This window comes from Acidovorax sp. DMC1 (assembly GCF_056314325.1).
In genome coordinates this window covers 25,697-38,635 of record NZ_JBQUYO010000003.1, presented here as the reverse complement: position 1 = coordinate 38,635, position 12,939 = coordinate 25,697, and the positions used below count along the sequence as shown (strand labels likewise).

General features: G+C 66.2%; 11 protein-coding genes. 2 read left to right on the top strand and 9 right to left on the bottom strand.

Going from position 1 to position 12,939, the window contains the following annotated elements; all coding sequences use genetic code 11:
* Nucleotides 1-12: 12 nt before the first annotated feature.
* From ACT531_RS07540 to ACT531_RS07530, 3 genes are read right to left on the bottom strand one after another with little or no spacing between them, the layout of a single operon-like run.
* Nucleotides 13-1,914, bottom strand: coding sequence for a CocE/NonD family hydrolase (locus tag ACT531_RS07540; protein ID WP_476017023.1), 1,902 nt, complete (start codon nt 1,912-1,914; stop codon nt 13-15).
* 13 nt (nt 1,915-1,927) lie between these two features.
* The gene (locus ACT531_RS07535; RefSeq protein WP_436076072.1) at nt 1,928-2,893 is read right to left on the bottom strand and encodes a Bug family tripartite tricarboxylate transporter substrate binding protein; all 966 of its coding nucleotides are present in this window, start codon (nt 2,891-2,893) and stop codon (nt 1,928-1,930) included.
* A gap of 25 nt (nt 2,894-2,918) precedes the next feature.
* Nucleotides 2,919-3,932: a porin gene (locus tag ACT531_RS07530; protein ID WP_436075679.1), complete on the bottom strand. Its 1,014-nt coding sequence runs from the start codon at nt 3,930-3,932 to the stop codon at nt 2,919-2,921.
* Nucleotides 3,933-4,131: 199 nt separating this feature from the next.
* Here ACT531_RS07530 and ACT531_RS07525 point away from each other — a divergent pair, with 199 nt between their 5' ends.
* A complete protein-coding gene (locus ACT531_RS07525; protein WP_476017022.1) occupies nt 4,132-5,052 on the top strand; it encodes a LysR family transcriptional regulator in 921 nt (306 codons plus the stop codon).
* Between the two features lie 120 nt (nt 5,053-5,172).
* On the opposite strand, the gene urtE is transcribed toward ACT531_RS07525, so the two are convergent.
* From urtE to urtA, 5 genes are all read right to left on the bottom strand, one after another.
* Nucleotides 5,173-5,865: an urea ABC transporter ATP-binding subunit UrtE gene (gene urtE, locus ACT531_RS07520; RefSeq protein ID WP_476017021.1), complete on the bottom strand. Its 693-nt coding sequence runs from the start codon at nt 5,863-5,865 to the stop codon at nt 5,173-5,175.
* 76 nt (nt 5,866-5,941) lie between these two features.
* Nucleotides 5,942-6,817, bottom strand: a complete 876-nt coding sequence (urtD, locus tag ACT531_RS07515; protein WP_288851493.1) for an urea ABC transporter ATP-binding protein UrtD — start codon at nt 6,815-6,817, stop codon at nt 5,942-5,944.
* Nucleotides 6,814-7,953 (bottom strand): urea ABC transporter permease subunit UrtC, encoded by a 1,140-nt coding sequence (gene urtC / locus ACT531_RS07510; protein ID WP_476017020.1) that lies wholly within the window; start codon nt 7,951-7,953, stop codon nt 6,814-6,816. The genes urtD and urtC overlap by 4 nt, the downstream gene beginning before the upstream one ends.
* A 20-nt stretch (nt 7,954-7,973) precedes the next feature.
* Nucleotides 7,974-9,554: an urea ABC transporter permease subunit UrtB gene (urtB, locus tag ACT531_RS07505; protein WP_056747355.1), complete on the bottom strand. Its 1,581-nt coding sequence runs from the start codon at nt 9,552-9,554 to the stop codon at nt 7,974-7,976.
* A gap of 153 nt (nt 9,555-9,707) precedes the next feature.
* Nucleotides 9,708-10,970, bottom strand: coding sequence for an urea ABC transporter substrate-binding protein (gene urtA / locus ACT531_RS07500; protein WP_056641426.1), 1,263 nt, complete (start codon nt 10,968-10,970; stop codon nt 9,708-9,710).
* A 415-nt stretch (nt 10,971-11,385) separates the two neighbouring features.
* Between urtA and ACT531_RS07495 the strand changes: the two genes are divergently transcribed.
* Nucleotides 11,386-12,570, top strand: coding sequence for an MFS transporter (locus tag ACT531_RS07495; protein WP_108497591.1), 1,185 nt, complete (start codon nt 11,386-11,388; stop codon nt 12,568-12,570).
* Here the strand turns inward: ACT531_RS07495 and ACT531_RS07490 are convergent.
* Nucleotides 12,567-12,905 carry a darcynin family protein gene (locus tag ACT531_RS07490; protein ID WP_476017019.1) on the bottom strand — a complete coding sequence of 113 codons (339 nt, stop codon included), beginning with the start codon at nt 12,903-12,905 and terminating at the stop codon, nt 12,567-12,569. The genes ACT531_RS07495 and ACT531_RS07490 overlap by 4 nt on opposite strands.
* Nucleotides 12,906-12,939: the final 34 nt, after the last annotated feature.

Genomic DNA, 12,939 nt, shown 5'->3' with positions numbered 1-12,939 from the left:
GGGCGCCCTGGGTCACCGCGCGGGGGAGTCCTCGGCAGACGCCATGGGCTGCATCGGCAAGACCACACAGGACGCACGCCCCGGCCCCATGTGCACGGTGTTGAACGCCACCACCCGTGGCCCCGCACTGCCCTCCGGAGCGCCGGTGTTGGGGTTGACGTCGAACCGCGGGAAGTTGCTGCTCGAGATGTCGAGCCGTATCCGATGGCCCCGGCGGAAGAGGTTGGACGTGGGCATGGGCTCAATGGTGATCTCCACCACTTCGCCAGGCGCCATCAGCCCCGGCTCCTCCCACGAGTCGCGGTAGCGGCAGCGCAGGATGCCGTCAGTCAGGTTCATCGCATACCCCTCGGGGTAGTCCTCGCTGGGTGGGTACTGGTCGATCAGCTTGGCCGTGAAGTCGGTGTCGGGTGCGGTGGACGACACCCACAGCGCGATGGTCACCGGGCCGGTGATCTCCACATCGCCGTCGAGCGGCGGCGTCTGGAACACCAGCACGTCGTCCCGGCCCGCCAGCGGCCCGAACGGCGCCTGCGCACCGAACAGCCCGTCGTGCGTGCGCTGGTCGTAGGCACCGGCCACCATCAGCGGTTCGCCCGAGGTGACGGAGCCCCCGATGGTGGGTACCGGCCTTGCGGGGTCGAAGCAAAAACCGGTCTGGGCCTCGGCCTGCGGTACGGACTGCGACAGCAGCCCGCCCGGCGCGAGGTACCAGGGCACCAGCGTGGTCGCCGGTACAGGCCAGCGGGCCGCGCTGCGCCAGACGCCGCCATGGTCGAGCCGGCCTTGCGGCGTGCGCCGCCCCGTGCCCCCGCCCATGCGGAAGTAGCGCACGGCATCGTCCTGCCCCGCGGGCAGCGGCTGCCCGCGCAGCCAGTGGTTGAACCACGCGAGCCGCATGTGCACGTAGTCGGGTGCAAGCGTGCCATCCAGCACCGCATCGCGGCCGAAGTCCACATCGCCCGCGTACGGCACGCTGCGCTCGCCATGCGTCCAGGGGCCCAGCACCATGCGCACATCGCCCTGTCCGCGCTGCGAGAGTCCGAGGTAGTTGTCGGTCGTGGTCTGCGCATAGGGGTCCCACCAGCCGCACATCAGCATCACGGCCACGCCTTCGAAGGCGCCGTAGTGGCCTGCCGCATACAGCTCGGGCTGGCGCCAGTGGTCATCGAAACTGCCGCGCTCCCATTGGCCGAAGAGATAGTCCTCGTACTCGGGCGCCCACTGCAGCGGCGAATCGCCGCGCGTCCAGGGCAGGCGCAAGAACCATTCGCCGATGTCTGCCTGGTCGAGCGCCTGGCGCGCGGCGTCGCTCAGGCTGTTGCTTCCGCTGCGCGCATTGCGCAGGGCCCACACGGCCTGCTTGAGCTCGAAAGCGCCCCCATGGCGGATGCCGCCCCGGTAGGCATTGGCAAAGCCGCCGCATTCGAGAAACATGGCCTTGAGCCCGGCGGGCCGCTGGCTGGCCAGCGCCGTCTGAGTGTGTGCCGCGTACGACAGGCCGTAGGTGCCCACGGAGCCGTTGCACCAGGGCTGCGCCACGATCCAGGCCATGGTGTCGGCGCCGTCGTGGGCCTCGCCCAGGTACTTGGTGAACTGCCCCTCGGAGTCGAAGCGGCCCCGGCAGTCCTGCACCACCACCGCGTAGCCCTCGCGGGCAAACCGCTCGGCCACCTCGCCGCGCCGCAGGGGTGCGGGGTTGGCGGCGGTGCGCTCTCGCCGGGTGGGCTCGTCTTTGCCGTAGGGTGTGCGCTCCAGCAGCACCGCCAGGGGGCCGGTGTGGCCGGCCGGCAGATACACATCGGTGGCCAGGCGCACGCCGTCGCGCATGGGCACCCAGCAGGTGTGACGCACCACCCCGCCCACACCGGCCGGGGCGGCGGACGGCGCCATTGGATTCATCATCGTGGTCATGGAAGGTCCTGCCTCAGTCGAGCTTGAGGTTGCGGTCCTTGACCAGCTTGGCCCAGCGCGCCGTGTCTTCCTGGATGAAGCGGCCGAGCTCCTGCGGCGTGGTGGGCGCGGGCTCCGCACCCTGCGCCACCAGCGAGGCAGTCACCTCCGCGTCGGCCAGCGAGGCGCGCAGCACCTTGCTGATTTTTTGCACCGCATCAGCCGGCGTGCCGGTGGGGGCGAACAGGGCGTACCAGATGTCGTACTCGAAGTCCTTGAGCCCCGCCTCGGCCATGGTCGGCACCTGCGGGAAGGCGCGCGAGCGCTTGGCGCTGGCCACCGCCAGCGGCACCAGCTTGCCCGCCTTGATATGAGCCGCCACGCTGGGCACTGCATTGATGCCCAGCTGCACATGCCCGCCCGCCAGCTCGTTCACCGCCGGTCCGCCGCCCTTGTACGGGATCTGCACCATGCGCGTGCCAGTGGCCGCCTGGAACATCTCCATCGACAAATGCCCCGGGCTACCGTTGCCGCTGGTGCTGTAGTTCAGGCCGCCGGGGTTCTTGCGTGCCAGCTCGATGAGCTCCTGCACCGTGCGAACCTGCAGGCTTGGGTGTGTGGTGAGGATGGGCACGTTGACCACCACCCGCCCCACCGGCACGAAGTCGCGCGACGGGTTGTACGTGAGCTTGCTGGAGAGCAGCGGCGCCGTCACCATGCCGGAACCTGCGCCCATGAGCAGCGTGTACCCGTCGGCCGGCGCCGAGGAGACCGCCTGGAAGCCGTGCGCACCGGGCCGGTTGTCGATGACGACAGGCTGCCGCCACTGGTCCGACATCTTGCGTGCCACCACACGCATGGCCGTGTCCGCAGCTGCCCCTGCCGGAAACGGAATCACGATGCGCACGGGCTTCTCGGGGAACTCGGCCGCGCCCGCGATCAGCGGGTGGCACAGCATGAAGGAACACAACAGCGCGAGCGTTTGCGGAATGCGGGACATCCAGGGAATCATGCGGTGCTTGTTATCAGAAATCATGGCGAACTCCCGCGCCAATGGCGCGCACGGACACATTGCTGCGGCTCGAATCGACGCCGTCGCGGTCGATGAAGGCCTGCAGCTCGGTGCGTTTGGACAGGGCATAGGTATAGGCTACCTGCTGGCGCTTGCGCAGGCCGCGCAGCGACGCCTGCACATCGCGCTGCATCACGTTGACCACGATGGCGTGCTGGCCAGCTGAAAAGCGGGTGCCCACCAGCCAATAGTCCACATCGGCGCGGGTGGTGGCCGACGTCCTGGCGTACGTATCGCGGCCCAGCAGCACATAGGGCTCGATCGCGCCGAAGTCGTAGCGCACGCCGGCCTGCCATTTGCTGGAGAACTCGTTGGCCAGCAGTCCACCGGGGCGCGTGTCCTTGCCGTAGCCGATGCCTGCCGACCAGGGCCCGTCGGCATAGTTGAGGCCCAGGTCCAGCGACTTGGCGCCGTTTTCCTGCTCGGGCGTCTTGGCATCGCCGCGCAGGTAGTAGCGCGCCCGCAGGTTGACGCCGCCCCAGGTGGGGCTTTGGTAGCCGATGGCGTTGGACGTGCGGTTGCGCGCGTTCAGGATGGAGGTGCCGATGGCCGTGGCCCCGGCATCGTTGGCGGCGAACGAGGTGATGCGCGTGACTTGCGAGTACAGCGGCGAACCGGTCGGGTTGGCGGAGTCGAGCCGCCCGAGCGCCACCGTGCCCAGGCTGCCGCGCAAGGCGGCATAGCTGTTGCGAAACGCTGGCGCGGTGGCGGCACCGGAGTCGGCTTCGAGCCCCATCTCCAGGCCGAACAAGGCCGCCAGGCCATCGCCCAGGTCTTCCTTGCCGCGAAAGCCCAGGCGGGATGCGTTGTCGCGCTCTTCCGTGACGGAACCGGCGTTGCCGGTCTTGACATTGTTGACGGTGAGTCGCACCTGGCCATAGACCTGCAGGTCCTGTGCAGCAGCGGGCCCCGCAGCCGAAACGGAAAGGCCGCAGGCGGCCAGCGCGAAGGGAAATGAGCGCCTCATGAAATCTTGCTCCTTGAAGGGGTGGTGCCAGGTTGGCTTATGACGCCGCCGATTCTGTGGAGCGAGGTGCTCGGCCACAACGCTATGACGAACGCTGATGACCCTATGCAATAGACCGCAGGTTTGCGCTGGGGTGGCAGCAGTGCAAAGATGCAGGCTGGCTGCCTGCATACCCGAACGTCTGCCCCTTTTCCACCCCATGAACTTCAAGCAACTCGAGGCCTTCCAGGCCATCATGCTCAGCGGCTCCACCACCGGCGCGGCCGAGCGCATGGGGCTGTCGCAGCCCGCCATCAGCCGCTTGCTGGCGCAGCTGGAGGAGGACCTGGCCCTGCGTTTGTTCGTGCGTGAAAAAGGCCGCCTGAGCCCCACGGCCGAAGCCCATGCGCTGCTGCACGACGCCCAGGTGCTGATGGACTCGGCGCAGTGCTTTCGCCGCCATGCCGAACAGTTGCGTCTGGGCGGCTTCAAGCGGCGCCTGCTGAAGGTGGCGGTGCCCAGCACGCTGGCCACCACGCTCATGCCGGTGCTGGCCAAGCGCTTCATGCAGGCGCACCCGGACGTGGTGCTGGAGGTGCTGTCAGGCTCGTACAACGACACGGAGCGCGCGCTGCTGAGCCGCGATGCGGACATCGGTCTCGTGCGCCTGCCCATGGAAATGCAGGGACTGAACACCCGCGCCAGCCTGGACTCCGAAGCCGTGTGCATCATGCCCCGGGGCCATGCGCTCGAAGGCCTGGCAGAGGTCAGCCCCACCGACCTGATCGACGTCAGCCTGATCCTGCTGGGGCGCCAGCGGCAGATCCGCCACGACATCGACATGGCCTTTCGCCAGCGGCGCGTGCAGCCGCGCGTGGCGCTGGAGGTGCACTCCATCAGCGAGGCCTGCGCCCACGTGGCCCAAGGGCTCGGGGTCTCGATCGTGAACGCCTTGCTGGCGCAGCACTGCCCGTACGAGGCGATCACGTCGCGCCCGTTCAGGCCCCGCATCGCCTACCAGCTGGGCATCGCCACGGTGAACAACGCACCGGCCTCGCCGTTGCATGACACCTTCACGCGACTGCTGGTGGAGGCGATGGAAGCACCTTCCCCCGCCGTGGCATTGCCTTCAGCTCTCTGAAACTGGTACGCCCCTCGCCAGTGCCCCCGTGGAACTGGCCTCGCCGGGCCACCGGGTGCATCCCCCTCCCACGCAGCAAGAGAGGGGGAAGGCGCCGCAGGCGACTCAGGGGGTGCGCTCTTAAATCGCCACGAGGTTGCGAATGCCCTTGGCTTCCATCTCGCTACCTGGCCCGCGGGCGATGACCTCGCCGCGTTCCATCACCAGGTACTCATCGGCCAGTTCCTGCGCAAAGTCGTAGTACTGCTCGCACAGCAGGATGGCCATTTCTCCCTGGTCGGCCAGCATGCGGATCACGCGGCCGATGTCCTTGATGATGCTGGGCTGGATGCCCTCGGTGGGCTCGTCCAGGATGAGCAAACGCGGGCCGGGGGCCAGCGCGCGGGCAATGGCCAGCTGCTGTTGTTGCCCGCCCGACAGGTCACCGCCCCGGCGCTTGAGCATCTGCTTGAGCACAGGGAAGAGCTCGTACAGGTGTGCAGGCACCGGCGTCGATCCGCTTTTGTAGGCCAGGCCCATGCGCAGGTTTTCTTCCACGGTCAGGCGGCCGAAGATTTCGCGGCCTTGCGGCACAAAGCCGATGCCTGCGCGCGCCCGGTCGTAGGGCGTGGCTTTGTCGATGGGTTTGCCGTCGAAGCTGATGCTGCCGCTCTTGATGGACACCAGCCCCATGAGGCTTTTGAGCAGCGTCGTCTTGCCCACGCCGTTGCGGCCGAGCAGCACGGTGACCTTGCCCGGGGTGGCGGTGAGGCTCACGTCACGCAGGATGTGGGAGCCGCCGTAGTACTGGTTGATGTTCTGGACGGTGAGCATGGTGACTTGGGGTGTTTTGGGCCGCTAGCGCTAGTTCAATATGCGCCGGCAGCTATATTTTTGATAGTGAATACTTTCACCGGCCGAGGTACACCTCGATCACGCGCTCGTCGGCCTGCACCTGATCGAGCGTGCCTTCGGCCAGCACCGAGCCATCGCACAGCACCGTCACCTTCTCTGAGATGGTGCGGATGAAGCCCATGTCGTGCTCCACCACCATGAGCGAATGTTTGCCCTTGAGCGTGAGGAACAGCTCCGCAGTGCGGGCAGTCTCTTCATCGGTCATGCCGGCCACGGGTTCGTCCAGCAGCAGCAGCTTGGGGTCCTGCATCAGCAGCATGCCAATCTCCAGCCACTGCTTTTGCCCGTGGCTCAGGTTGCCCGACTGGCGCGTGACGCTGTCGGCCAGGTGAATGGTGTGCAGGATCTCGGCCAGGCGGTCCGACTGTGCGGAGTCGAGCTTGAAGAACATGCTGGACTTCACGCCCTTGTGGGTCTTGAGCGCCAGCTCCAGGTTCTCGAACACGGTAAGCTGCTCGAACACCGTGGGCTTCTGGAACTTGCGGCCGATACCCAGGCTCGCAATCTCGGGCTCGTTGTGGCGCAGCAAGTCGATGGTGGAGCCAAAGAACACCGTGCCTTTGTCGGGCCGGGTTTTGCCGGTGATGATGTCCATCATCGTCGTCTTGCCCGCACCATTGGGGCCGATGATGCAGCGCAGCTCGCCGGGTGCGATGTCCAGGCTCAGGCCGTTGATGGCCTTGAAGCCGTCAAAGCTCACATGCACGTCTTCCAGGTACAGGATGCGGCCGTGGGTCACGTCCACTTCGCCCGGCGTGGCAATGCGCGAGAAGCCTGCAGTGCGGCCACCCGACTCGGTCTGACCCAGTGCGACGGGCGCCAGCGTCTTCTGCAGCCGCCGCGCGCCTTCTTCCATCAGATCGGGCGTCATTGCGCGGCTCCCTTCGTTGTTGTCATTTTTGCCTTGAGCTTCTTGACCAGCCCCACCACACCATCGGGCAGGAACAGCGTGACCGCAATGAACAGCGCGCCCAGAAAGTACAGCCAGAACTCCGGCGCCGTCACCGTGAGCCAGCTCTTGGCACCGTTGACGATGAACGCCCCCACGATGGGTCCGATGAGTGTGGCGCGCCCGCCCACGGCCGCCCATACGGCGATCTCGATGGAGTTGGCGGCGCTCATCTCGCCGGGGTTGATGATGCCGACCTGGGGCACATACAACGCCCCCGCCACGCCGCACATCATGGCGCTGATGGTCCAGATGGTGAGCTTGTAGGGCAGCGGCGAATAGCCCGAGAACATGACGCGGCTCTCGGCATCGCGCACGGCCTGCAGCACGCGGCCAAACTTGCTGCGCACCAGCCAGCGCGCCAGCAGGAAGAAGCCCAGCAGCGACAACCCCGTCAGCACGAACAGCGTCATGCGCATGTTCTGCGTGGCAATGGGCGTGCCCAGGATGCGCTTGAAGTCGGTAAAGCCGTTGTTGCCGCCAAAGCCGGTTTCGTTGCGGAAGAACAGCAGCATGGCCGCATACGTCATGGCCTGGGTGATGATGGAGAAGTACACACCCTTGATGCGCGAGCGGAAGGCGAAGTAGCCAAACACAAACGCGATCACGCCCGGCACGGCCACGATGAGGATCAGCGTGGCGATGAAGCTGTCGGACAGCGCCCAGTGCCAGGGCAGCTCCTTCCAGTCCAGGAACACCATGAAGTCCGGCAGGTCGCTCTTGTAGTTGCCGTCGCGGCCGATCTGGCGCATGAGGTACATGCCCATCACGTAACCGCCCAGCGCAAAGAACAGGCCGTGGCCCAGGCTCAGGATGCCGGTGTAGCCCCAGATCAGGTCCATGGCCAGTGCACAGATGGCGTAGCACATGATCTTGCCGAGCAGGGCCACGGCGTAGTCCGACAGGTGGAACATGCTGCCTACGGGCACCCAGAGGTTGAGCACGGGGGCCACGGCGCACACCACGATGAGCGCCACGATGAAGGCCGACCAGCCACCGCGCGTGAGCAGCGGCGCCGGTGCGGGCAGTTGGATGTTGGGAGAGGTTGGCGTAGTCATGATCAGTCGTCTCTGGTGCTTCAGTCGGCCGTACGCCCTTTGACCGCGAAGATGCCCTGGGGCCGCTTCTGGATGAAGATGATGATGAACACCAGCACCGCAATCTTGGCCAGCACCGCGCCCGCCCAGCCTTCGAGGAATTTGTTCAGGATGCCCAGGCCCAGCGCGGCATACACCGTGCCCGCCAGCTGGCCCACGCCGCCCAGCACCACCACCATGAAGGCATCGACGATGTAGCTCTGCCCCAGGTCCGGCCCCACGTTGCCCACCTGGCTCAGCGCGCAACCCGCCAGGCCCGCAATGCCCGAGCCCAGCGCAAAGGCCATGGTGTCGATGCGCGCAGTGTTCACGCCCATGCACGAGGCAATGGGGCGGTTCTGCGTCACACCACGCACGAACAGGCCCAGGCGCGTGCGGCCGATCAGGTAACCCATGCCGAGCAGCACGGCGATGGCAAAGCCGATGATGACGAGGCGGTTGTAGGGCAGCGTGAGGTTGGAGAGCACCTGCACGCCACCGCTCATCCACGCGGGGTTTTCCACACCCACGTTCTGCGCGCCAAAAATCGTGCGCACCAGTTGCATCAGCACCAGGCTGATGCCCCAGGTGGCCAGCAGCGTCTCCAGCGGGCGGCCGTACAGAAAGCGCAGCACGCCGCGCTCCAGCACCGCGCCCACGGCGGCCGAGGCGCCAAAGGCCAGGGGCAGCGCAGCGACCAGGTACCAGTCGAACGCACCCGGAAAATACTTCTGGAAGATGCCCTGCACCACATAGGTGGCGTAGGCGCCGATCATCATCAGCTCGCCGTGGGCCATGTTGATCACGCCCATCAGGCCATAGGTGATGGCCAGGCCCAAGGCGACGAGCAGCAGGATGGAGCCCAGGCTGATGCCCGAGAACGCGGCGCCCAGGCGCTCGCCCCAGGCGAGCTGGCCTTCCATGGCGCGCAGTGCGGCCTGCAGTGCTGCCTTGACCTTGGCGTCTTCTTCGACGGTGACGCGTTCGTTGAGCAGCAGCCGCGTATCAGGTGTGGCGCTGAGCGACAGTGCCTGGGCGGCTGCGATGCGTTGTGCGGGGTCGTCGCTTCCCAGCAGCGTAGCGGCGCGCGCCAGCTCCAGCTGGGTCTTGATCTTGTCGTTGGTTTCCTGCGCCAGTGCCTTGTCGAGCAGGGGCAGACGGCCTGCATCCGGCTCCTTGGTCAGTGCCTTGGCGGCGGCCATGCGCTGGGTTTCGTCCTTGCCAAACAGCGCCAGGCCCGCCAGGGCCGTGTCGATCTCGCCGCGCATGCGGTTGTTGTTGATGATGTCTTCGGCATCGGCGGGCACAGGGACCTCGGCGCCAGTGACAGGGTCGATGCCCTTGTCATCGCGCACGATCAGCGCCTTGCCATCGGCCACCTTCACCGCGTCGTCGGCCAGCGCCTGCAAGAAGGCGGCGGTGCGTTCGCTGGGCTCCACCACGGCCTGCTGCACGGCGGCCACACGGTCGTCGGTGTCACCAGCGGCCATGGCCAGGGCCTGCTCGGCGGTGAGTGCTTGTGCCTGCGCAGTTGCGTAGAGCAAGAGGCAGACAATGAGGCGAGATACGAAAGAGAAATTCATGGAGGGGCCAGTCGGTCAATATGCAAAGGCCCATGCAGAGGGCAGGGCCTAGACCAGGGCCCCCGCGCAAGGGCCGCCCCGCCGCGCTGGGGGCGTCCCCCTCCCACGCGCAGCGTGAGAGAGGGGGAAGCGGCGTAGCCGCTCAGGGGGAGATCACTTCTTCTCGGGTTCGTCTTTTTTCTTGTCGTTGCCTTCGATGTAAGGAGACCATGGCTTGGCCTTCACGGGGCCGGGGGTCTTCCACACCACGTTGAACTGGCCGTCGGCCTTGATCTCGCCGATGAACACGCTCTTGTGCAGGTGATGGTTCTTCTCGTCCATCTTGGAGACGATGCCCGACGGTGCCTTGAAGGTCTGGCCGGCCATGGCGGCAATCACCTTGTCCACATCGGTGCTCTTGGCCTTTTCAACCGCTTGCTTCCACATGTTGATGCCGATGTAGGTGGCTTCCATCGGGTCGTTGGTGAGCGGCTTGTCCTTGTGGCCGGCAATGCCCTTGGCCTTGGCGTAGTCGCTCCACTTCTTGATGAACTCGGTGTTGGCCGGGCTCTTGATGGACTGGAAGTAGTTCCAGGCAGCCAGGTGGCCGACCAGCGGCTTGGTGTCCACACCGCGCAGCTCTTCCTCGCCCACCGAGAAGGCGACCACGGGCACGTCCTTGGCCTTCAGGCCGGCGTTGCCCAGTTCCTTGTAGAAGGGCACGTTGGAGTCACCGTTGATGGTGGAGACCACCGCCGTCTTGCCGCCCTGGCTGAACTTCTTGATGTCGGCCACGATGGTCTGGTAGTCAGAGTGGCCGAAGGGGGTGTACTTCTCGTCGATGTCGCTGTCCTTCACGCCCTTGCTCTTGAGGTAGGCGCGCAGGATCTTGTTGGTGGTGCGGGGGTAGACGTAGTCGGTGCCCAGCAGCACCCAGCGCTTGGCGCTGCCGCCGTCCTTGCTCATCAGGTAGTCCACTGCGGGGATGGCCTGCTGGTTGGGCGCGGCGCCGGTGTAGAACACGTTCTTGGACAGCTCTTCACCTTCGTACTGCACGGGGTAGAACAGCAGGCCGTTCATTTCTTCCACGACCGGCAACACCGACTTGCGCGACACCGAGGTCCAGCAGCCGAAGATGACCGAGACCTTGTCCTGGCCCAGCAGCTGCTTGGTCTTTTCGGCGAACAGAGGCCAGTTGGATGCTGGGTCCACCACCACGGGTTCGAGCTTCTTGCCCAGCACGCCGCCCTTGGCGTTGATCTCGTCGATCGCCATGAGCACGGTGTCTTTCAGCACGGTCTCAGAGATGGCCATGGTGCCCGACAGGCTGTGCAGGATGCCGACCTTGATCGTGTCCTGGGCGTGGGCTGGCAGCGCAGACAGGCCAGCGAGCGTAGCGACGGCCGCGAGGGCCTTGAGGGAATAACGACGTTGCATGTGTGCTTCTCCGGTGGTGGTTTCAATCAGGAAATCAATCAAACCGCTTCGCCCGGTGGGCCCCGGTCTGGAGCCCCTGTGGATCGGGCGATGGAATGGATTCTGGAGAGCGGGGCCAGTTGGCGAAATACGCCGGGTGGCGTACACGCCCCGCTGCGAGCCCGCATCACACGGGGGCCGTTGCGAGGCGACTCACCACCCCCGATGCACGCCACAGGCGCACAAGGGCAAGGATGGCATTCACTATGAAAACAATAGCTGTTACGGCATGTACCACTAGCGCTACCGGCCCATTTCATGCAAAAACCTTGGCCTGCAAAGGTTGTGGGGCCTCCGTAGAATCCAAGGGTTTTCCCTAGTCTTGCGCGCCTGGCCCCATCGGCCCCGGTGCTGCCCTTTAGTCCCCCTGCGCTCCATGAACCTCCCCCTGCTGGCCCTGGCCATTGCCGCTTTTGGCATTGGCACCACCGAATTCGTGATCCTGGGGCTGCTGCCCGAAGTGGCAGGTGACCTGTCCGTCTCCATCCCCGCCGCCGGCATGCTGGTGTCGGCCTACGCACTGGGCGTGGCTGTGGGTGGACCGCTGCTGGCGGTGGCCACCGCGCGTTGGCCGCGCAAGACCACGCTGACCTGGCTGATGGTGCTGTTCATCGTGGGCAATGTGGGTTGCGCGCTGGCCCCCAGCTATGCGTGGCTAATGGTGGCGCGCGTGGTCACCTCGTTCTGCCACGCCGCGTTTTTTGGCATTGGCGCCGTGGTGGCCGCCAGCGTGGTGGAGCCCCACAAGCGCGCCCAGGCCATGGCGCTGATGTTCACTGGGCTCACGCTCGCCAACGTGCTGGGCGTGCCGCTGGGCACGCTGCTGGGCCAGCACCTGGGCTGGCGCTCCACCTTCTGGGCGGTGGTGGTGATTGGGGTGCTGGCCGTGGCCGCCGTGGTGCGCTGGGTGCCACACCTGCGCCACCAGATCAGCGGCAGCGCGCTGGGCGAGTTCCGCGTGCTGCGCATTCGCCAAGTGTGGCTGGCGCTGGCGGTGAGCGTGCTCGCATCCACCAGCATGTTCACGCTGTTCACCTACATCACGCCCATCCTGCGCGACGTGACCGGTGTCTCGCCCCAGAACGTGAGCGGCGTGCTGCTGCTGTGCGGCGTGGGCCTGACCATTGGCAACCTGCTGGGCGGCCGCCTGGCAGACTGGAAGCTGCTGCCCTCGCTGATGGGCATCTTCGCCGTGCTGGCGGGGGTGCTGGCAGCGTTTTCGTTCACCAGCGTGTGGCTGTGGCCTGCCGTCATCACCGTGGTGGTGTGGGGCATGGTGTCGTTCGCGGCGGGCACGCCGCTGCAGGCGCGGGTGGTGTCGCAGGCGGGCGATGCGCCCAGCCTGGCGTCCACGCTCAACATCGGCGCATTCAACCTCGGCAATGCCATTGGTGCCTGGCTGGGGGGCGCAGTCATCACGGCCGGATGGTCGCTGCAGACCATTCCGCTGGTGGCGGCCGCCGTCACGCTGAGTGCGCTGGCGCTCACAGCCTACATTGCCTGGCTGGACCGGCAGCCCACACACAAGGCTCCGGCGCTGGCCGACTGCAAGGCGGCCTAAGCCGTTTGTGCGCGCTCGAACGCCACGTAGCCGTCTTCGATGGCAGGCAGGATCTGCAGCACCTCGAAATACGGCACGGTGAGCAGGGGGGAATCGCGCAGCCGCTCCATGAAGTCGTAGTGCTTGAGCGGGTCATCGGTTTCCACCAGCATCAGGTCGCTGCAGGGCGCTGCGAAGGCCTCGGCATCGAAGTGGCGCAGGCGCAGGGCTCCCTGGTAGCGGGGCAGCAGGGCATGCAGGTGCGCCCCACCCAGCTCACGCCTTTGCTCACGGGGCAAACGCAGCCACTCGGGCAGTGCGCGCAGGTGGATGAAGAAGGCATAACGGGTGGCCATGGGGGTGATCTCCTGGGGTCGATGAGAAGACAGG